General features: G+C 48.8%; 12 protein-coding genes, 17 tRNA genes and 3 rRNA genes. 27 read left to right on the forward strand and 5 right to left on the reverse strand.

Annotated features, from left to right (window positions below; all coding sequences use genetic code 11):
* Positions 1-37: 37 nt before the first annotated feature.
* Genes PPM_RS02455 through PPM_RS02465 form a run of 3 tightly spaced genes read left to right on the forward strand, consistent with a single transcriptional unit; the run spans position 38 to position 2,396 of the window.
* Complete coding sequence (locus PPM_RS02455; protein WP_013369106.1) at positions 38-955, forward strand: ABC transporter ATP-binding protein; 918 nt, start codon at positions 38-40, stop codon at positions 953-955.
* A complete protein-coding gene (locus PPM_RS02460; protein ID WP_013369107.1) occupies positions 952-1,668 on the forward strand; it encodes an ABC transporter permease in 717 nt (238 codons plus the stop codon). The genes PPM_RS02455 and PPM_RS02460 overlap by 4 nt, the downstream gene beginning before the upstream one ends.
* The gene (locus PPM_RS02465; RefSeq protein ID WP_013369108.1) at positions 1,668-2,396 is read left to right on the forward strand and encodes an ABC transporter permease; all 729 of its coding nucleotides are present in this window, start codon (positions 1,668-1,670) and stop codon (positions 2,394-2,396) included. The genes PPM_RS02460 and PPM_RS02465 overlap by 1 nt, the downstream gene beginning before the upstream one ends.
* 104 nt (positions 2,397-2,500) lie before the next feature.
* On the opposite strand, the gene PPM_RS02470 is transcribed toward PPM_RS02465, so the two are convergent.
* Positions 2,501-3,457, reverse strand: a complete 957-nt coding sequence (locus tag PPM_RS02470; protein ID WP_013369109.1) for an L-lactate dehydrogenase — start codon at positions 3,455-3,457, stop codon at positions 2,501-2,503.
* A 538-nt stretch (positions 3,458-3,995) separates the two neighbouring features.
* On the opposite strand from PPM_RS02470, the gene PPM_RS02475 reads away from it, so the two are divergent.
* From PPM_RS02475 to PPM_RS29825, 3 genes are all read left to right on the forward strand, one after another.
* Positions 3,996-4,811, forward strand: coding sequence for a hypothetical protein (locus PPM_RS02475; RefSeq protein ID WP_013369110.1), 816 nt, complete (start codon positions 3,996-3,998; stop codon positions 4,809-4,811).
* Positions 4,812-4,956: 145 nt separating this feature from the next.
* Positions 4,957-5,784: a serine/threonine protein kinase gene (locus tag PPM_RS02480; protein ID WP_013369111.1), complete on the forward strand. Its 828-nt coding sequence runs from the start codon at positions 4,957-4,959 to the stop codon at positions 5,782-5,784.
* A 107-nt stretch (positions 5,785-5,891) separates the two neighbouring features.
* A complete protein-coding gene (locus PPM_RS29825) occupies positions 5,892-6,011 on the forward strand; it encodes a hypothetical protein (RefSeq protein WP_013369112.1) in 120 nt (39 codons plus the stop codon).
* Positions 6,012-6,194: 183 nt separating this feature from the next.
* Here PPM_RS29825 and PPM_RS28285 read toward each other — a convergent pair whose 3' ends face one another.
* The 3 genes from PPM_RS28285 to PPM_RS02490 form a co-directional block, all read right to left on the reverse strand.
* The gene (locus PPM_RS28285; RefSeq protein WP_080567850.1) at positions 6,195-6,374 is read right to left on the reverse strand and encodes a hypothetical protein; all 180 of its coding nucleotides are present in this window, start codon (positions 6,372-6,374) and stop codon (positions 6,195-6,197) included.
* A 91-nt stretch (positions 6,375-6,465) separates the two neighbouring features.
* The gene (gene gntK / locus PPM_RS02485; protein ID WP_013369114.1) at positions 6,466-8,013 is read right to left on the reverse strand and encodes a gluconokinase; all 1,548 of its coding nucleotides are present in this window, start codon (positions 8,011-8,013) and stop codon (positions 6,466-6,468) included.
* 239 nt (positions 8,014-8,252) lie between these two features.
* On the reverse strand, positions 8,253-8,948 hold the full coding sequence (locus tag PPM_RS02490) for a GntR family transcriptional regulator (RefSeq protein ID WP_013369116.1): 696 nt from the start codon (positions 8,946-8,948) through the stop codon (positions 8,253-8,255).
* Positions 8,949-9,140: 192 nt separating this feature from the next.
* Here PPM_RS02490 and map point away from each other — a divergent pair, with 192 nt between their 5' ends.
* On the forward strand, positions 9,141-9,887 hold the full coding sequence (gene map, locus PPM_RS02495) for a type I methionyl aminopeptidase (RefSeq protein ID WP_013369117.1): 747 nt from the start codon (positions 9,141-9,143) through the stop codon (positions 9,885-9,887).
* A gap of 398 nt (positions 9,888-10,285) precedes the next feature.
* On the opposite strand, the gene PPM_RS30550 is transcribed toward map, so the two are convergent.
* Positions 10,286-10,420, reverse strand: coding sequence for a hypothetical protein (locus tag PPM_RS30550; protein ID WP_148266411.1), 135 nt, complete (start codon positions 10,418-10,420; stop codon positions 10,286-10,288).
* Between the two features lie 579 nt (positions 10,421-10,999).
* Between PPM_RS30550 and PPM_RS02500 the strand changes: the two genes are divergently transcribed.
* The 20 genes from PPM_RS02500 (at position 11,000) to PPM_RS02595 (ending at position 17,557) form a co-directional block, all read left to right on the forward strand.
* A 16S ribosomal RNA gene (locus PPM_RS02500) occupies positions 11,000-12,553 on the forward strand.
* 217 nt (positions 12,554-12,770) lie between these two features.
* Positions 12,771-15,698: ribosomal RNA gene (locus PPM_RS02505) — 23S ribosomal RNA — on the forward strand.
* 78 nt (positions 15,699-15,776) lie between these two features.
* Positions 15,777-15,893 (forward strand): 5S ribosomal RNA (gene rrf / locus PPM_RS02510).
* The 16S, 23S and 5S rRNA genes sit together here with 17 tRNA genes alongside, the layout of an rRNA operon.
* Positions 15,894-15,975: 82 nt before the next feature.
* Positions 15,976-16,051 (forward strand) — tRNA-Ala (locus PPM_RS02515).
* Between the two features lie 4 nt (positions 16,052-16,055).
* Positions 16,056-16,131: transfer RNA gene (locus PPM_RS02520), tRNA-Asn, on the forward strand.
* Between the two features lie 3 nt (positions 16,132-16,134).
* Positions 16,135-16,226, forward strand: a tRNA-Ser gene (locus PPM_RS02525).
* A gap of 19 nt (positions 16,227-16,245) precedes the next feature.
* Positions 16,246-16,317 (forward strand) — tRNA-Glu (locus tag PPM_RS02530).
* A gap of 9 nt (positions 16,318-16,326) precedes the next feature.
* Positions 16,327-16,402 (forward strand) — tRNA-Val (locus tag PPM_RS02535).
* Between the two features lie 29 nt (positions 16,403-16,431).
* A tRNA-Met gene (locus tag PPM_RS02540) sits at positions 16,432-16,505 on the forward strand.
* A gap of 25 nt (positions 16,506-16,530) precedes the next feature.
* Positions 16,531-16,607: transfer RNA gene (locus PPM_RS02545), tRNA-Asp, on the forward strand.
* Between the two features lie 13 nt (positions 16,608-16,620).
* A tRNA-Thr gene (locus tag PPM_RS02550) sits at positions 16,621-16,696 on the forward strand.
* Positions 16,697-16,700: 4 nt separating this feature from the next.
* Positions 16,701-16,786 (forward strand) — tRNA-Tyr (locus PPM_RS02555).
* A 102-nt stretch (positions 16,787-16,888) separates the two neighbouring features.
* Positions 16,889-16,963, forward strand: a tRNA-Gln gene (locus PPM_RS02560).
* A gap of 4 nt (positions 16,964-16,967) precedes the next feature.
* Positions 16,968-17,043, forward strand: a tRNA-Lys gene (locus PPM_RS02565).
* A gap of 12 nt (positions 17,044-17,055) precedes the next feature.
* A tRNA-Leu gene (locus tag PPM_RS02570) sits at positions 17,056-17,136 on the forward strand.
* A 10-nt stretch (positions 17,137-17,146) separates the two neighbouring features.
* Positions 17,147-17,221, forward strand: a tRNA-Gly gene (locus PPM_RS02575).
* A 5-nt stretch (positions 17,222-17,226) separates the two neighbouring features.
* Positions 17,227-17,303, forward strand: a tRNA-Arg gene (locus tag PPM_RS02580).
* Positions 17,304-17,315: 12 nt separating this feature from the next.
* Positions 17,316-17,395: transfer RNA gene (locus PPM_RS02585), tRNA-Leu, on the forward strand.
* A gap of 7 nt (positions 17,396-17,402) precedes the next feature.
* Positions 17,403-17,479 (forward strand) — tRNA-Pro (locus PPM_RS02590).
* A gap of 7 nt (positions 17,480-17,486) precedes the next feature.
* A tRNA-Gly gene (locus tag PPM_RS02595) sits at positions 17,487-17,557 on the forward strand.
* Positions 17,558-18,399: the final 842 nt, after the last annotated feature.

An 18,399-nucleotide genomic window follows, 5' to 3' on the forward strand; every position in this document is an offset into this window, starting at 1 on the left:
AACTTGGCGCGTTACGATAGGTGTCGAGGTGAGGAACTTGAACGAATCAATCATTGAAACGAACAGTCTCAGCAAAATATACAAAGGCCGCGCCGCGGTTAATCAGCTGGACCTGAAAATAGCGCGGGGAGATATTTACGGATTTCTCGGACCCAATGGAGCAGGGAAAACGACAACGATCCGCATGCTACTTGGGCTTATTCGCCCAACTCGAGGAACGATCCGTATATTCGGCAAAGATATTCGCAGACATAGACTCGATATTTTGCGTAAAGTCGGTTCATTGGTAGAGTATCCTTCGTATTATGGTCATTTGAACGCCGTCGAAAATCTGGAGGCTATTCGTCGTATTTTGAATGTGCCGAAAGAGAACATTGCGGAAGTATTGGAGGTCGTTCGGCTGACCAAGCACGCTAAACGCCCGGTTAAAGGTTACTCGCTGGGCATGAAGCAGAGACTTGGTATCGCAGCAGCCCTGCTCGGCAATCCCGAAGTGCTTATTCTGGACGAGCCAACGAATGGCTTGGACCCCGAGGGCATTCAGGAAATGCGCGAATTGATCCAGGCGATGCCCAAGCAGCGGGGGATCACTGTATTGGTATCCAGCCATTTGCTGAGTGAGGTAGAGCATATGGCGAATACCGTCGGCATTATCCGTGAAGGACAACTGGTCTTCCAAAATACGATTCACAATCTTCGTCAGGAGTCCGCAGGGGGGATTCGGATCGTAGTATCGGAGCCGGAAGCAGCCCAATTGATTGCACGTGAACAGGGCTACCATTCAGTGAAGGACGGGTCAGCGCTGGATTTTGACAACATGAATGATGCGGCTGTTGCGCTGCTAGTTAGAAGATTAGTTGAAAACACACATGCCGTATATCGTGTGGAGGAACGCCGCAAATCGCTGGAGGATATGTTCATGCAGGTGGTGGGCAAAGGAGGGGGCTCCCTATGATGCTGCGAGCGCTGACAGCAGATCTGCTCAAAGCACGCAGAAAGGGAATCTGGTTCCTGGTCTTCCTCGGTCCTCTTGGGCTGGTGGCGATGCAGGGACTGAACTTTGGGCTCCGCTATGACTATCTGATTCCGCGATATAAGGGCCGCTTATGGGAAAGCTTGATGGATAACATCGCACTGTTTGTTCCCCTTGCACTTGTGTTAGGAGCTACGATGGTCGCTTCCATGTTGGCGAATGTGGAGCATACCTCTAACTCCTGGAAGCAGCTGTTGGCTTTGCCTATTTCCAAATTTAGTGTTTATATGGCAAAGCTAACCCTGGCCATTGGAATGCTGTGCGTGTCCTGCCTACTCTTGACGGTAGGGACTTGGACCTTGGGGATGCTTCTTGGCTTTGGGGGAGAGCCAGCACCGATAGGGGAGCTACTGCGGCTCGGGTTCTGGCCCTTAGGCGGCACGCTGCCTATACTCGTATTGTTGTTGTGGCTAACGGTCACGTTCCATAATCAAGCTCTGCCTGTAACACTGGGCATTACGTTAGGCATTGGCAGCTTATTCGCTTCCCAACTGTCCGAATGGTTTCCGCTGGCTTGGCCGCAATTCGCATGGGTTGCGCCACAAGCGTGGGTATTCGCGTCTATCGGATGCGCAACAGGTATAATTCTCAGCCTGCTGACCGCAGCTCATTTTAGCCGAAAGGATGTGGCGTAATGTTCGGAGGATACGTACGGTTACTTTCTGTCGAACGCCTGAAAATGGCGAAATCGCCCGTCTGGCTGCTTGCGCTCGTCAGCCCGGCGATTGCCGTCCTAGTTGGTTTACTGGCGAATCCGGGAGGAAACTGGCTGTTGCTGTTGGCTGCCATGCTTACAATACATGCAATGCTGTTCCTGCCGATGCTGACCGCCGTGTTTGGGTCTCTAGTCTGCCGTTTCGAGCATGGGGGCGGCGGCTGGAAGCAGCTGATGTCATTGCCGTTGTCCCGCACGGGTCTGTACGCAGCCAAGCTGACCATCATTATGGCTATGGTCGGACTGACTCAGCTGCTGTTCGGAGGAGCGCTGCTGGGTGTTGGAGCTGTGCAGGGGATGAACGGGCCGATTCCTTGGACCGTGATCGCCCAAAGCCTGCTTGCAGGCTGGGTTGCTTGTCTGCCGTTGGCCGCCCTGCAACTGATGGTGTCCTTTTTGTGGTCTAGCTTTGCTGCACCGCTTGCTTTGAATTTCGTCTTCACCGTGCCCAATATGCTGATCGCCAACTCTCAGACCTATGCTCCGTATTATCCGTGGGTACAACCTTTATTGGCGATGATGCCGAGTGGGGGAGACGACTTTGGGGCGTTCATGGTGCCAACGGATACACTCTTGATGGTGGTACTGGGTAGCTTTGTCCTGTTTGCGTTGGCTGGCCTGACGATATTTCGTTATAAAGAGATATAAGACGAAATATAGGAACTGTAAAAGCTCCTTGCCCTAAATGAGGGCAAGGAGCTTTTTTACTGTACCCAGGTTCGTGTTCTGAATAAGGTACTGGCTCTATGGGGTTACACTAAGTCTGAAATGGCGCGAATATTTTCGCTGATCAGGCGGCAAGAGGCGTCGAACTTGGCTTGTTCTTCTGGATTTAGCTCAAGTTCGATAATCTCCTGAATTCCTCTACTGCCGATGATTGCCGGAACGCCCGTGCAGACATCAGTGTGTCCGTACTCGTCGTCCAATACGGCAGAGATCGCTATAATTTTACCATCGTCATTCAAAATGGAACGGGTAATGTACGCCAGCGCATTGGCAATACCAAAATAAGTGGCACCTTTGCGGGTGAAAATCTCCCAACCGGCATCCCTTGTTTTACGGGCGATGTCATCCAGATCAACGTGTCTGAATCGTTCCTTATGCTGACGCAAAATGTGCAAGAGCGGCTTGCCGCCAATCGTGACGTGTGACCAGGCCACGAATTGGGATTCGCCATGCTCGCCCAAGGCATACCCCTGCACACTGCGTGGATCTATAGAAAATACCTCAGAAAGCAACGTCTTGAGTCGGGATGAGTCAATAGAGGTGCCTGTGCCGATCACCTTATTACGCGGCAGACCGGATATACTCTGCACCAGATAAGTAACAATGTCGACAGGATTAGCGGCAATAACGAAAATACCATCGAAACCGCCCTCCATAATAGCTGTCACAATCTCTCTGGTGATATGCACGGCATCGTCCAATACAGACAAGCGGTCTTGGCCGGGTTTAGGGTTGGATCCAGCTGTTATAATTACAACATCCATATCCGTGCAGTCTGCATATGTGCCTGCACGGACCTTGGTGCGTGTAGACGTAAAATCCATACAATGGGACAGATCCAGTGCATGGGCTAAAGCTCGGTCATACGTGCGGTCAATCATCATGATTTCATCACAAATGGACTGATTGACCATTGAGTAGGCACAGCTCGAACCGACCATTCCCGCGCCGACAATCGCTACTTTCCTTGCCTTCCCCTTCATTTATGTTTCCTCCTCGTTCCAGCGAACGTTAATATGCTACAAATTATGCCTGAAATCCATTTTACGTTACATAACATAACATATTGCTGATCTTTTGAAAATATCCATTTTTTTGCCCTCATTCCGATAAATTAAAAACGAAAGGTGAGTAGGGAGAGCTATTTAGGAATAATTAAAGAATAAGCGAGGATTATCAATATTCTTTTAGGGGAGGGCAGGATAGAATATATCCATTTATTTATAAATGGTTTTCGTATAAATCATAACATGGACCATATTCATGGAAGAAATGTTGCCATGATATTATTGGAAGTGTGACATTTATGTGACGCTTCATAAAGAACCTTAAGAGTATATAGTGAAGGGGCATTCTCAGCGATGTCGCTTCTTGTATTTTTATAATGTATTCGTTTATGACAAAGGTTCTTAGTAGTCTGCATTATTAGAACATTTTTGCCAAAGGATTTCCAATACTTTCCGCGAATTCTACATATACAAGCTTATTTCTTTCCATACCATCCGGGGAGGTAATGATTAAATGGAAGAAAGCAAGTCGACGACGGAAGCAGCAAAGCAACTGGGAATTGGGGCGAGTACCCTTCGTAAATATGCAGCGGCGCTGGAAGAACAGGGATACGTGTTTCAGCGTTCCGCTAATCAGTCGAGAATGTTCAGTGCTGGGGATGTTGATTGTTTGAAGGTGATGCGGAGGGCGTTGCGTGAGCAGCATATGACGATGGAGCAATCCGTTCAGGTGGTACTTGAGCGAATAACCGCTCCCTTCCAACTGGAGGATGAAGAATTCCGCTTGCCACCTATCTCGGATGCTGAGTCACTGACCGCAACCTGGCAAGAAATAATGGCGGCGGCTGAGAACAGAGAAGAGACAGTCGTGCAGGAGCAAGCTGCTGCTACGGTTGAGCTGACAGAGTTAGAGGATGAAATGAGCGTTCAGGAATTGTCGGAGGAACCCATGCAACCGCAGGAGCAGCTTCAGACTTTGACATCAGCCATTGAATATAGATTGGAGCAAGCACCTGTATCCGTACAAACACAGGAGTCTGTAGAGCCGCAAGAGCTGGCGCAGATGCAGGATATGGTGCAAACCGCTTTGTCGGAAATGCGGAGCCGTTTGGAGGAACTGGAAGCAGAGCATAGCCGTTTGGTGGAGAAGAATGTTAGCTTATCTAACCAACTGGAGGATCATAAACGTTGGATGAAAGAAAGGGTCGAGGAAGAACGGGATCGGCAGTTAATCACTAATTTACGTACCTACCAGGGCCGGCAACGCAAAACGCGCAGTTCGCTGTTGTCCTGGCTCGGTCTGACACCGCGTAGCCGTAGAGAGGCATAACGAACATTATCTTGTCTAATAAGACCATCAGACCTAATCGGTTCTGATGGTCTTTTGGCGTGGATGATATAATAACGGAATACAAGAATACGAGGACAAGTCGCATAGGAAACGTGGTGCGGCATGTATAAGAAAGGATCTAAGTATGTTTGCTTGGTTGCGGAATATTTATGAATCATGGATGGATTATCCCAAACAGCCTGGTGATTTGCTCAGCGGACGTTATTGTGTTCGTTCGCTTTTAGGCATGGGTAGCTATGGTTTAACCTACCTCTGTCTGGATCGGCACAGCGGGCAGGAGGTGGCGGTCAAACTGCCCAGACCGAGCAAACGAGCGCAGGCAGTTCAGCTATTGCAGCGCGAGGCTCACATTATGCGACAGATGGAGCATCCTTATATTCCAAAGCTGCTTGAGAATGACATACATTCGGACGAAATGTATATGGTCATGGAATACGTCTCCGGTATGACCTTGGAGGAGCTTATCTTTGAACAGGAGCGTTCCTTTACGGAACAGGAATGTATCGTCTACATTTTAGAGTTAATGGAGCGAGTTTTGCATGTGCATGAACGGGGATATATCCATCGTGATATCCGCATCCCTAACGTAATTCACCGCGAAGGGATGCCGTACCTAATCGACTTTGGGCTTGCTCTGGCCGTGGGAGAACGACAGGAGGATGTATTCACCGAAGCCATGCTGGAAAAGCGCGCACCTGAGCGACAAGATGTCGCTTTTTACAGCGATTTGTACGATATCGGGCATTTCATGCTCTTTATGCTGTATAGCAGTTATGAGCCTCAGCCGGATCAACCGCCTGGAAGCTGGCAGGAAGAATTAGTATTAAGTCAACCAGTGCGTCATATATTGGAGCGGCTTTTTCAAATTCGCCCACGTTATGAAAACAGTCGACAGTTTATGCAGGAGCTGGAGGAGGCATTGTTGCTGCTAGAGGTTAATCCAGAATGGTAGCTGAAAATAAACAGGCATTCGCCGCAAAAATGGGGGAATGCCCCCCTTACGCATTAGGCCAGGTCTACATACAATGATCCTGTAAATGAGCGAAGGGAGTGTTGTAAATGAGTCATATGTGCGGAGTAGGCGGTATGGGTTGCGGTGTAGGTGCCTGGACCTCTGTAGGGGCGATTCTGGTACTGTTTATTTTGCTGGTGATTATCTCTAAAACTCTGTTTCTGTAATTTATGTAATTTCGGTTATAGACAATTTCCTGTAAAGTGCACTGATGTTGCTCTGCAAAACGAAGGGCGCACAACAATAAAGCGAAGGCCCTTGATGAGAAGGGGCTTCGCTTTATAAGTTTAAGGAGCCTGTGGTTTGCTTCTGTGTTACGTTGTACTCCGCCCCTGCTTCGTGTGGTTTGGCTAGGAACTGGAGTAATGACGGCGTTTATCCTTGTAATATCGGTGACCGTTATGGCTGTTCTTGTATCCGTCTGATGAAGAATGGCGTTTACGGTCGTAATAACGATCTGAGCTGCTGTATCGCCGCTTATGGGAATGAGAGGTGGAATGTAGCAGGCGGTGCAGTAAGTTTTTGAGCATCGTCTAATCCTCCTTCTTATCCTATCCAACTGACATAGACAGGTCTTATAAAACGATAATACGCAACAGTGTTAGAACAGGTTCCACTAATTTAAAATTGTAGGGACTTGGCCTGAAATTCTGCAATATCCTTGAACTCTTCTTCAAATTTACGGGAAATGCGAATATAGATCGGCAGTAAATCGCGATAGATATCTACATGCTCTGCCGCAGGTTTATGCTGATGAGTGGTGCCGATCATACCGGATACTGCATCTAGCGAATCAATTCGCCCTAACGCGTACAAGCCTAGAATAGCTGCACCTAGACATGAGCTTTCCAGACTTTCGGGAATAATGACTTCCTGGTCGAAAATATCCGCCATGAGCTGTCTCCATAGCTCCGAGCGTGCAAATCCACCCGTGGCATGAATGACTGACGGTCTGTCGATGACTTCTTCCATAGCGAGCATGACTGTATACAGATTGAACAGTACGCCCTCCAGTGCGGCGCGAATCATGTGCTCTTTTTTGTGCCGCAGGGACAAGCCGAAGAAGGAGCCGCGCGCATTTGGGTCCCACAGAGGAGCGCGTTCGCCGGATAGATACGGAAGGAAAAGCAGACCGTCCGAGCCGGGACGCACCTGTTCCGCGATTTGGGTCAGTACATGATACGGATCAATTCCCAAGCGTTTGGCAGTTTCCACCTCAGAGGCTGCAAATTCATCCCGTATCCAGCGGAAAACGATACCGCCGTTGTTCACCGGGCCGCCGATGACCCACAGCTTTTCGGTCAAGGCGTAACAGAAAAAGCGCCCTTTGGCATCGGTGAGAGGCTTATCAACTACAGTACGGATGGCTCCGCTGGTGCCGATGGTAACAGCGACAACTCCAGGTTTGATTGCATTCACACCGAGGTTGGATAAGACACCGTCACTGGCTCCGATCACAAAAGGAGTCGTCTCCAGCAGGCCCATGTCATGTGCATAGGCTGCGTCAAGCCCTTTTAGCACATGAGTTGTCGGCACCAGTTCGGACAGTTGCTCCTTCGTCACACCTGCAATAGTGAGCGCTTCCTCGTCCCAATCCAACTGCTTCAAATTCATGAGTCCGGTAGCGGAGGCGATCGAGTGATCCACGACATATTGGTGGAATAACCGGGCAAAGACATATTCTTTTATAGAAATAAATTTGTACGTCTGGGCCGCAACATCCGGTAAATCTCGTGTAATCCACATCAGTTTCGTCAGCGGTGACATGGGGTGAATGGGCGTTCCAGTGCGTAAGTAAATATCGTGTCCATTGTATTTATGTTTGAGCGCTTCAGCCCATTTGGCACTACGGTTATCTGCCCAAGTGATGGAGGCGGTCAGTGGTTTACCGTTCTTGTCTACCGCCAGTACGCTGTGCATAGCCGAACTAAAGGAGACGAACAGCACATGTTCGGCGGGTACTCCGCTTTGTGTCATGACCTCTTGCACCGTCGCTACGACAGCTTTGAAAATATCTTCAGGGTCCTGTTCTGCCGCATCTGGCTCAGGTGTATGGAGTGGATAGCCCACATGATGCTGCGCGGCAATATTGCCGTTTTCTTCGAAAAGCACTGCCTTGGTACTGGTTGTGCCAATATCGACGCCGATCATATATCGGGTTTCAGTCATATTCATTCTCCCCTTCACTTACCTTATTAGCTCATTATCGTTAAATTAACACATTCAGCAGCATAATCAAACCGAAAGCGACCAGGGAGAGAATGGTTCCATAACATTTAAAAGAATGAAGGCAACAATATGTATAGATAATTGTATACTTGTCGACAATTGAGTCTGGAAAAAGAGCCGCGTCAGCTGGAGCACGCATAAAGACGCGGTACATTGGCTCTTTGCTAAGCAAGTTGCAACTAGGATAATGTCTTTCTATAGGAGGACAAAACGCTATCGTTAACCGCGTTGCGGGTGTCTCGATAATGTTCATCGATAAGTCGTGACAACTCCTGGGCATTCGCTTGGTTTAAAGCATTTGCAAAGGTGCGGTGCTTGCGAATTGTGACTTGAGATTCTTCGATGTTAGACGCAAATCGTTGTTCTGTCGCAGCCAGCATAACTGTCAGGATCAACTGTCTCATACCATTCCAGGTATGGAGAATACGGGTATGGCCTGCTTCCAGAACCAGAGCTTCATGAAAATTAAAATCCTGAAGAGAAAATTCAGCGATATCCCTGTGCTTGAGAGCGACTTCCATTTTGTCGATCATCTGATTTAAAGTGGTTACCAATATGGTATTATCCCTATGTACATACCTTTGAACAACAAAATGCTCGATCAGCATTCGTACGTCGAATAGCTCCTCCATATCACCGGGTGTCATGCCGATCACAACCGCCCCCATGCGCTCCAAACGGATAAGTCCTTCGCCTGAGAGCACTTTCATGGCTTCACGCACAGGAGAACGACTGGTACCAAAATCGGTAGCAATCTGATTCTCAGATAGAACAGTGCCGGGTGTCTGCATACCGCGTATAATCTGAAGTCGGAGTTCACAAGCAATCCTCTCTCCAAGCGATGCGCCCTGTAACCAGGTTGTTGGATATTTCATAGAATACTCCTATCTTGCAAATAATTTTGCATACTTGTATACAAATTATGGAGTATTATAAACCCCGTTTAAGCCCCTGTAAACGGTATCAATTGACATCGGTTCCATTTCACTGCTTTTAGCGTTACAATAGAAGCAGAAAAAAGAAGCAGCGAAAAGTGGAACGAACACGGATAAGAAGGAGAACGTTTAATGATTATCATTAAAACCAAAGAACAAATTGAAAATATGAAAAAAGCTGGCGAAATTTTGGCTGCTTGCCACCGGGAAATTGCCAAAATGATTAAGCCGGGTATTACGACACTGGAAATTGACGCCTTTGCAGAATCATTTATGAAGAAGCACGGCGCAACGCCGGAGCAAAAGGGTTATAACGGCTACCAGTTTGCAACTTGTGGTTCACCTAATGATGTGATTTGCCACGGCTTTCCTAACAAAACACCATTGAAGGACGGCGACATCGTGACGATCGACATGGTTGTGAACCTGAATGGCTGGTTGGCAGATTCTGCTTGGTCGTACGCGGTAGGGAATGTGTCTGAGCAGGCACAAAAGCTGTTGGACGTTACCAAAGAGTCTCTGTATAAAGGGATTGAGCAAGCTGTTGTTGGTAATCGGATTGGGGATATTTCCCATGCGATCCAAACTTACGCGGAAGCGGAAGGCTTCTCGGTCGTACGCGAATTTATTGGGCATGGCATCGGGGAAGAAATGCATGAGCAACCGCAGGTTCCACATTACGGACCTCCGCACCGTGGACCACGCTTGAAAGAGGGCATGGTCATTACAATTGAGCCGATGCTCAACACAGGCACATACCGTAGTAAAATTGATGCGGACGGCTGGACCGCGCGTACGTTGGACGGCGGTTTGTCGGCACAATACGAGCATACGCTGGCAATTACAGCAGACGGTCCAATCATTTTGACTCAGCAATAAAAGCAGGCATCCATCAGTAACGTACAGACTAACGAATTAAATAAGTAAACATATTACAGAAAAGAGGCTGTTCAAAGGACAGCCTCTTTTACCACGTGCATTCTATAAAAGAATTCTCTGACGCGGATTAGTTCTGTAAGTGGACTGTATTTCACGGTTCTGCATGTAGTGAGAATGACCGGACTGACAACCTATGGAAGAAGGCTACTTTTCTGCTGAAAAAAAGAAGAGCCTGATGCTGATCCAGAGGTATGGGGGTGATGCTGACGGTGATGGGAAAGTATATATGTGAAATATACAAGGATGCTATTTTTTGGGGTAAGTAATTTTAAAAAGTACCAAGCCAACATCAATCGTTAACGTTGATCCAATTATATAGGAAGCTTCGTCAGAGAGAATCAAGCGAACCTTTTGCAACTGCTGGATCGCCAGCTCGCTTCATTGGTAAGACCTTGAATTGCATGTTTTGGTGCCACGTAAGCGCCGTATGCCGGAAATGCTTTCAGACCAGCAATGGAAGAACCATTGAGAATTGACCCTCCGCCATTTTAGCATTTGTTGGATCTCGATTTTCATGCTCCAATATACACTTAAATGCATTAGTTTTATGGTATTCAAAAACAAGGTCATTATCGGACTTTAGCTAATGATGCTTGCTCTAAAGCAATTGCCTGCATGCAATAGATCCAGTTAAATACTCACGATGTCTATAATGAAGAAAAACAAATTCAAAGGTTTAATGGATACAGTTGTAGAACTGATGTTGAAAAAAATCGGTTGGCGGTTATTAATTGGAATTTTTTACAAGTTGTAATCAGTAAAGCTAAATGGTATATTATTTGAGCTGACAACAAAACAGCCGTTTCGAAAAAGAATAACTAGGGCGAAACAACCTTCGAAAAGAAGAAAAAAATAACCCTTGCATTTTTGAAATGAACATGATATGATCTTATAGCTGCTGAAAAATGCAGCGAAAAAGAATTTGATCTTTGAAAACTGAACAACGAGTGAGTAAATGATTTTGTTCGTAAAATCAAACAAGAGATATTTTTTATCTCGTCAGTTTCAAAATGAGCTAATCGCTCTTTCTATAAACCGACTTCGGTTGGTCTTTAATGGAGAGTTTGATCCTGGCTCAGGACGAACGCTGGCGGCGTGCCTAATACATGCAAGTCGAGCGGGGTTGTTTAGAAGCTTGCTTCTACATAACCTAGCGGCGGACGGGTGAGTAACACGTAGGCAACCTGCCCACAAGACAGGGATAACTACCGGAAACGGTAGCTAATACCCGATACATCCTTTTCCTGCATGGGAGAAGGAGGAAAGACGGAGCAATCTGTCACTTGTGGATGGGCCTGCGGCGCATTAGCTAGTTGGTGGGGTAAAGGCCTACCAAGGCGACGATGCGTAGCCGACCTGAGAGGGTGATCGGCCACACTGGGACTGAGACACGGCCCAGACTCCTACGGGAGGCAGCAGTAGGGAATCTTCCGCAATGGGCGAAAGCCTGACGGAGCAACGCCGCGTGAGTGATGAAGGTTTTCGGATCGTAAAGCTCTGTTGCCAGGGAAGAACGTCTTGTAGAGTAACTGCTACAAGAGTGACGGTACCTGAGAAGAAAGCCCCGGCTAACTACGTGCCAGCAGCCGCGGTAATACGTAGGGGGCAAGCGTTGTCCGGAATTATTGGGCGTAAAGCGCGCGCAGGCGGCTCTTTAAGTCTGGTGTTTAATCCCGAGGCTCAACTTCGGGTCGCACTGGAAACTGGGGAGCTTGAGTGCAGAAGAGGAGAGTGGAATTCCACGTGTAGCGGTGAAATGCGTAGAGATGTGGAGGAACACCAGTGGCGAAGGCGACTCTCTGGGCTGTAACTGACGCTGAGGCGCGAAAGCGTGGGGAGCAAACAGGATTAGATACCCTGGTAGTCCACGCCGTAAACGATGAATGCTAGGTGTTAGGGGTTTCGATACCCTTGGTGCCGAAGTTAACACATTAAGCATTCCGCCTGGGGAGTACGGTCGCAAGACTGAAACTCAAAGGAATTGACGGGGACCCGCACAAGCAGTGGAGTATGTGGTTTAATTCGAAGCAACGCGAAGAACCTTACCAGGTCTTGACATCCCTCTGACCGGTCTAGAGATAGGCCTTTCCTTCGGGACAGAGGAGACAGGTGGTGCATGGTTGTCGTCAGCTCGTGTCGTGAGATGTTGGGTTAAGTCCCGCAACGAGCGCAACCCTTATGCTTAGTTGCCAGCAGGTCAAGCTGGGCACTCTAAGCAGACTGCCGGTGACAAACCGGAGGAAGGTGGGGATGACGTCAAATCATCATGCCCCTTATGACCTGGGCTACACACGTACTACAATGGCCGGTACAACGGGAAGCGAAGCCGCGAGGTGGAGCCAATCCTAGAAAAGCCGGTCTCAGTTCGGATTGTAGGCTGCAACTCGCCTACATGAAGTCGGAATTGCTAGTAATCGCGGATCAGCATGCCGCGGTGAATACGTTCCCGGGTCTTGTACACACCGCCCGTCACACCACGAGAGTTTACAACACCCGAAGTCGGTGAGGTAACCGCAAGGAGCCAGCCGCCGAAGGTGGGGTAGATGATTGGGGTGAAGTCGTAACAAGGTAGCCGTATCGGAAGGTGCGGCTGGATCACCTCCTTTCTATGGAGAATCGTTTCCTGCAATGGAAACATTCAAATATGAAGCATAAGCTTCAAACTTACTCACTCGTTGCTCAGTTTTGAGGGTTCAAACTCTCGAATTGCACCTTGAAAACTGGATACCGAAACGAAATTGCGTTTTAGAATATTCCTTTAAGCTGATCTTGTGTAAACAAGTGAAATAAAGGTAGCATATCGTATTTACAATGTAGATACTAGGTTAAGCTACAAAGAGCACACGGAGGATGCCTAGGCGCCAGGAGCCGACGAAGGACGTGGCGAACAACGATAAGGCCTCGGGGAGCTGTAAGCAAGCTTTGATCCGGGGATGTCCGAATGGGGAAACCCGGCTGTCTTCATCGACAGTCACTACTCACTGAATTCATAGGTGAGTGAGAGGCAGACCAGGGGAACTGAAACATCTAAGTACCCTGAGGAAGAGAAAACAATAGTGATTCCGTCAGTAGCGGCGAGCGAACGCGGATTAGCCCAAACCAAGGAGCTTGCTCCTTGGGGTTGTGGGACGTCTCACATGGAGTTACAAAGGAACCGGTTAGATGAAGAGGTCTGGAAAGGCCCGCCAGAGAAGGTAAAAGCCCTGTAGTTCAAAACTTGTTCTCTCCGAGACGGATCCCGAGTAGTGCGGGGCACGTGAAACCCCGTATGAATCCGGCAGGACCATCTGCCAAGGCTAAATACTCCCTGGCGACCGATAGTGAAGCAGTACCGTGAGGGAAAGGTGAAAAGCACCCCGGAAGGGGAGTGAAATAGATCCTGAAACCGTGTGCTTACAAGAAGTCAGAGCCCGATCTATGGGTGATGGCGTGCCTTTTGTAGAATGAACCGGCGAGTTACGTTCCCGTGCAAGGTTAAGGTGAAGAGCTGAAGCCGCAGCGAAAGCGAGTCTGAATAGGGCGACTGAGTACGTGGACGTAGACCCGAAACCGGGTGATCTACCCCTGTCCAGGGTGAAGGTGCGGTAACACGCACTGGAGGCCCGAACCCACGCATGTTGAAAAATGCGGGGATGAGGTGGGGGTAGCGGAGAAATTCCAATCGAACCCGGAGATAGCTGGTTCTCCCCGAAATAGCTTTAGGGCTAGCCTCGGAAAGAAGAATCGTGGAGGTAGAGCACTGATTGGGTGCGGGGCCCGCAAGGGTTACCAAGCTCAGTCAAACTCCGAATGCCATAGATTTAGTTCCGGGAGTCAGACAGTGAGTGCTAAGATCCATTGTCGAAAGGGAAACAGCCCAGACCATCAGCTAAGGTCCCCAAGTGTGTGTTAAGTGGGAAAGGATGTGGAGTTGCACAGACAACCAGGATGTTGGCTTAGAAGCAGCCACCATTGAAAGAGTGCGTAATAGCTCACTGGTCGAGTGACTCTGCGCCGAAAATGTAACGGGGCTAAACACACCACCGAAGCTATGGCTTGATGCTTTGCATCAGGGGTAGGGGAGCGTTGAATGCGGGTTGAAGGTGTACCGGAAGGAGCGCTGGACTGCATTCAAGTGAGAATGCCGGTATGAGTAACGAAAAGATCTGTGAGAATCAGATCCGCCGAAAGCCTAAGGGTTCCTGAGGAAGGTTCGTCCGCTCAGGGTAAGTCGGGACCTAAGGCGAGGCCGATAGGCGTAGTCGAAGGACAACAGGTCGAAATTCCTGTACCACCGTAATCCGTGATGAGCAATGGGGTGACGCAGTAGGGTAGTGACGCGGACTGATGGATGTCCGTCTAAGCAGTGAGGCTGATGTGTAGGCAAATCCGCACATCGTAAGGCTGGGCTGTGATGGGGAGCGAAAATTATAGTAGCGAAGGTCATGATCTCAGACTGCCAAGAAAAGCCTCTAGCCAGGAGAAGGTGCCCGTACCGCAAACCGACACAGGTAGGCGAGAAGAGAATTCTAAGGCGCGCGGAAGAACTCTCGTTAAGGAACTCGGCAAAATGACCCCGTAACTTCGGGAGAAGGGGTGCCTCGGTAGGGTGAATAGCCCGAGGGGGCCGCAGTGAAAAGGCCCAAGCGACTGTTTAGCAAAAACACAGGTCTGTGCGAAGCCGCAAGGCGAAGTATACGGGCTGACGCCTGCCCGGTGCTGGAAGGTTAAGGGGAGTGGTAAGCTCTTCGGAGCGAAGCTATGAACCGAAGCCCCAGTAAACGGCGGCCGTAACTATAACGGTCCTAAGGTAGCGAAATTCCTTGTCAGGTAAATTCTGACCCGCACGAATGGCGTAACGACTTGGGCGCTGTCTCAACGAGAGATCCGGTGAAATTTTAATACCTGTGAAGATGCAGGTTACCCGCGACAAGACGGAAAGACCCCATGGAGCTTTACTGCAGCTTGATATTGAATTTGGGTACGATCTGTACAGGATAGGTGGGAGCCGTTGAATCTTGAGCGCCAGCTTGAGAGGAGGCATCCTTGGGATACCACCCTGATCGTATCTAGGTTCTAACTTGGTACCGTGATCCGGTACGAGGACAGTGTCAGGTGGGCAGTTTGACTGGGGCGGTCGCCTCCTAAAGAGTAACGGAGGCGCCCCAAGGTTCCCTCAGAATGGTTGGAAATCATTCGAAGAGTGCAAAGGCAGAAGGGAGCTTGACTGCGAGACCTACAAGTCGAGCAGGGACGAAAGTCGGGCTTAGTGATCCGGTGGTACCGCATGGAAGGGCCATCGCTCAACGGATAAAAGCTACCCTGGGGATAACAGGCTTATCTCCCCCAAGAGTCCACATCGACGGGGAGGTTTGGCACCTCGATGTCGGCTCATCGCATCCTGGGGCTGAAGTAGGTCCCAAGGGTTGGGCTGTTCGCCCATTAAAGCGGTACGCGAGCTGGGTTCAGAACGTCGTGAGACAGTTCGGTCCCTATCTGTCGTGGGCGTAGGAAATTTGAGAGGAGCTGTCCTTAGTACGAGAGGACCGGGATGGACGTACCGCTGGTGTACCAGTTGTTCCGCCAGGAGCACCGCTGGGTAGCTATGTACGGAAGGGATAAGCGCTGAAAGCATCTAAGCGTGAAGCCCCCCTCAAGATGAGATTTCCCAGTATGTAAGACCCCTTGAAGACGACGAGGTAGATAGGTTGGGGGTGGAAGTGCAGTAATGCATGGAGCTGACCAATACTAATCGGTCGAGGGCTTATCCTAAAGATAAGGCGCAATGAAGTTTCGGATCCAGTTTTCAGGGTGTAACCTTGAAGTTAGAATTTGCGAGGCAAATTCATGTTTGGTGGCGATAGCGGAGGGGTTCCACACGTACCCATCCCGAACACGACCGTTAAGCCCTCCAGCGCCGATGGTACTTGGACCGCAGGGTCCTGGGAGAGTAGGACGCCGCCAAGCATAAGCCCCTTCTCTGGGGATTTTTTTTCGCCTGTAAGACTAACCTCTACATAATCAGAATTTTAATGGTTATTTCTAAGATGGGGCTATAGCTCAGCTGGGAGAGCGCCTGCCTTGCACGCAGGAGGTCAGGGGTTCGATCCCCCTTGGCTCCACCAATATTCCCTGATAGCTCAGTTGGTAGAGCACTCGACTGTTAATCGAGTTGTCACAGGTTCGAGTCCTGTTCGGGGAGCCATATGGAGAGGTGTCCGAGTTGGCCGAAGGAGCACGATTGGAAATCGTGTAGGCGCCAAAAGCGTCTCGAGGGTTCGAATCCCTCTCTCTCCGCCAGCTCTTATAATAGATATGTGGCCCGTTGGTCAAGGGGTTAAGACACCTCCCTTTCACGGAGGTAACAGGGGTTCGAATCCCCTACGGGTCATAGTAGTATGGAGGCTTAGCTCAGCTGGGAGAGCATCTGCCTTACAAGCAGAGGGTCGGGGGTTCGATCCCCTCAGCCTCCACCATTAATAATATTGAGAAGTACCTTCAATGTCGCGGGGTGGAGCAGTTCGGTAGCTCGTCGGGCTCATAACCCGAAGGTCGTAGGTTCAAATCCTGCCCCCGCAATTAATTTCCTGATGGAAATGCCTCTGGAACTGTGGTGTAGAGGCCTAACATGCCTGCCTGTCACGCAGGAGATCGCGGGTTCGAATCCCGTCAGTTCCGCCATTTAACTTAATATGCCGGTGTAGCTCAACTGGTAGAGCAACTGACTTGTAATCAGTAGGTTGGGGGTTCAAGTCCTCTCGCCGGCACCATTTTGGAGGATTAGCGAAGTGGCCAAACGCATCAGACTGTAAATCTGCTCCCTTACGGGTTCGGTGGTTCGAATCCATCATCCTCCACCAGTTTTATTATTATGGTGGTCGTGACGAATGGATTAACGTACCGAATTGTGGCTACGGCATTCGTGGGTCCAAGGCCCATTGATCGCCCTGTTAAATACATAATGGGGATTAGCCAAGCGGTAAGGCAACGGACTTTGACTCCGTCATGCATAGGTTCAAATCCTATATCCCCAGCCATTAAGAGCCATTAGCTCAGTTGGTAGAGCACCTGACTTTTAATCAGGGTGTCGAAGGTTCGAGTCCTTCATGGCTCACCATTATCATTGTATGCGCGTGTGGCGGAATTGGCAGACGCACTAGACTTAGGATCTAGCGTCTTTGACGTGGGGGTTCAAGTCCCTCCACGCGCATATTGTTTTTGCGGACGTGGCTCAGCGGTAGAGCATCGCCTTGCCAAGGCGAGGGTCGCGGGTTCGATTCCCGTCGTCCGCTCCATATTTGCGCCCTTAGCTCAGCTGGATAGAGCGTTTGACTACGAATCAAAAGGCCGGGAGTTCGAATCTCTCAGGGCGCGCCATTAATTTCATAAGCCGGTGTGGCGGAATTGGCAGACGCGCGCGACTCAAAATCGTGAGGGAAACCGTGGAGGTTCGAGTCCTCTCACCGGCATCTATTTCGGGATGTAGCTCAGCTTGGTAGAGCACCTGGTTTGGGACCAGGGGGTCGCATGTTCAAATCGTGTCATCCCGACCATTTTTTTGCGGGTGTAGTTCAATGGTAGAACTCCAGCCTTCCAAGCTGGTAGCGTGGGTTCGATTCCCATCACCCGCTTTATATAGATGAAAAAAGAGACGGCTTATGCCATCTCTTTTTTTTGTGCTTTTAAAAACCAGCGTGTCCTTAATCAATAAAGCTCAAGAGTTAGAACATTATAGTCTAAATCGATGATGGTTCTGCAGTTGTTATTATACTTCATGGATTTACACAGACTGGTTACTCATCGTCCTTACTAACCTAACATGCCCCGTTATTTGCCCCACTATTTTAAAACTCCTTTTCTAATTCAAGTCGCTCGGAGCTCCAATCTCCTAACTCGATAGCACGATTGTAGTTGTATGATTTCTCTGAAGATTTGATTTTTCTGGATCCGTCCCACTTTGAATAGAGTTGGCACGTACAAGTTTTTCCAGACCATTTCCTGGTTGTTTGGTTGTACGAATGCTGGAACGAAACGGAGTTATGGCATTACATTATTCCACATAAATCGCAGGAAGAAGAATAGGAAACTGGGGAATAATAGTTTCACCTCTAAAAACCGAATTTGGCCCAAAGGCCGAATATCGGTTTTTTTGTTTCATGAGTGCCAAGCCAACATTTTAAAGAAAATAAACGCTATGTTTTCAGAGTGATCAGTTTAGTTCTAATAGACGCTAGTGATCCACCGTTGCTAACTATTCTGCACGTGTGTTTATTTTCTAGGCTACTGATAACAGGATACGTTAAGTGTGTGATTATGAATCTTCTATATAGTCCAAAAATAGCAATAATTTGAATCTGAATTCATAAGAGTGAAATAAAAAGATTACCTTTATTACACACTTAGTCTCTACCACACTTTGCAAAGTTTGTTTATTTAGTGTTATCTGAATTAATTTTTGATCTAATAGAACTAT

Origin of the sequence: Paenibacillus polymyxa M1, assembly GCF_000237325.1 — a bacterium.
Taxonomy (GTDB): domain Bacteria; phylum Bacillota; class Bacilli; order Paenibacillales; family Paenibacillaceae; genus Paenibacillus; species Paenibacillus polymyxa_C.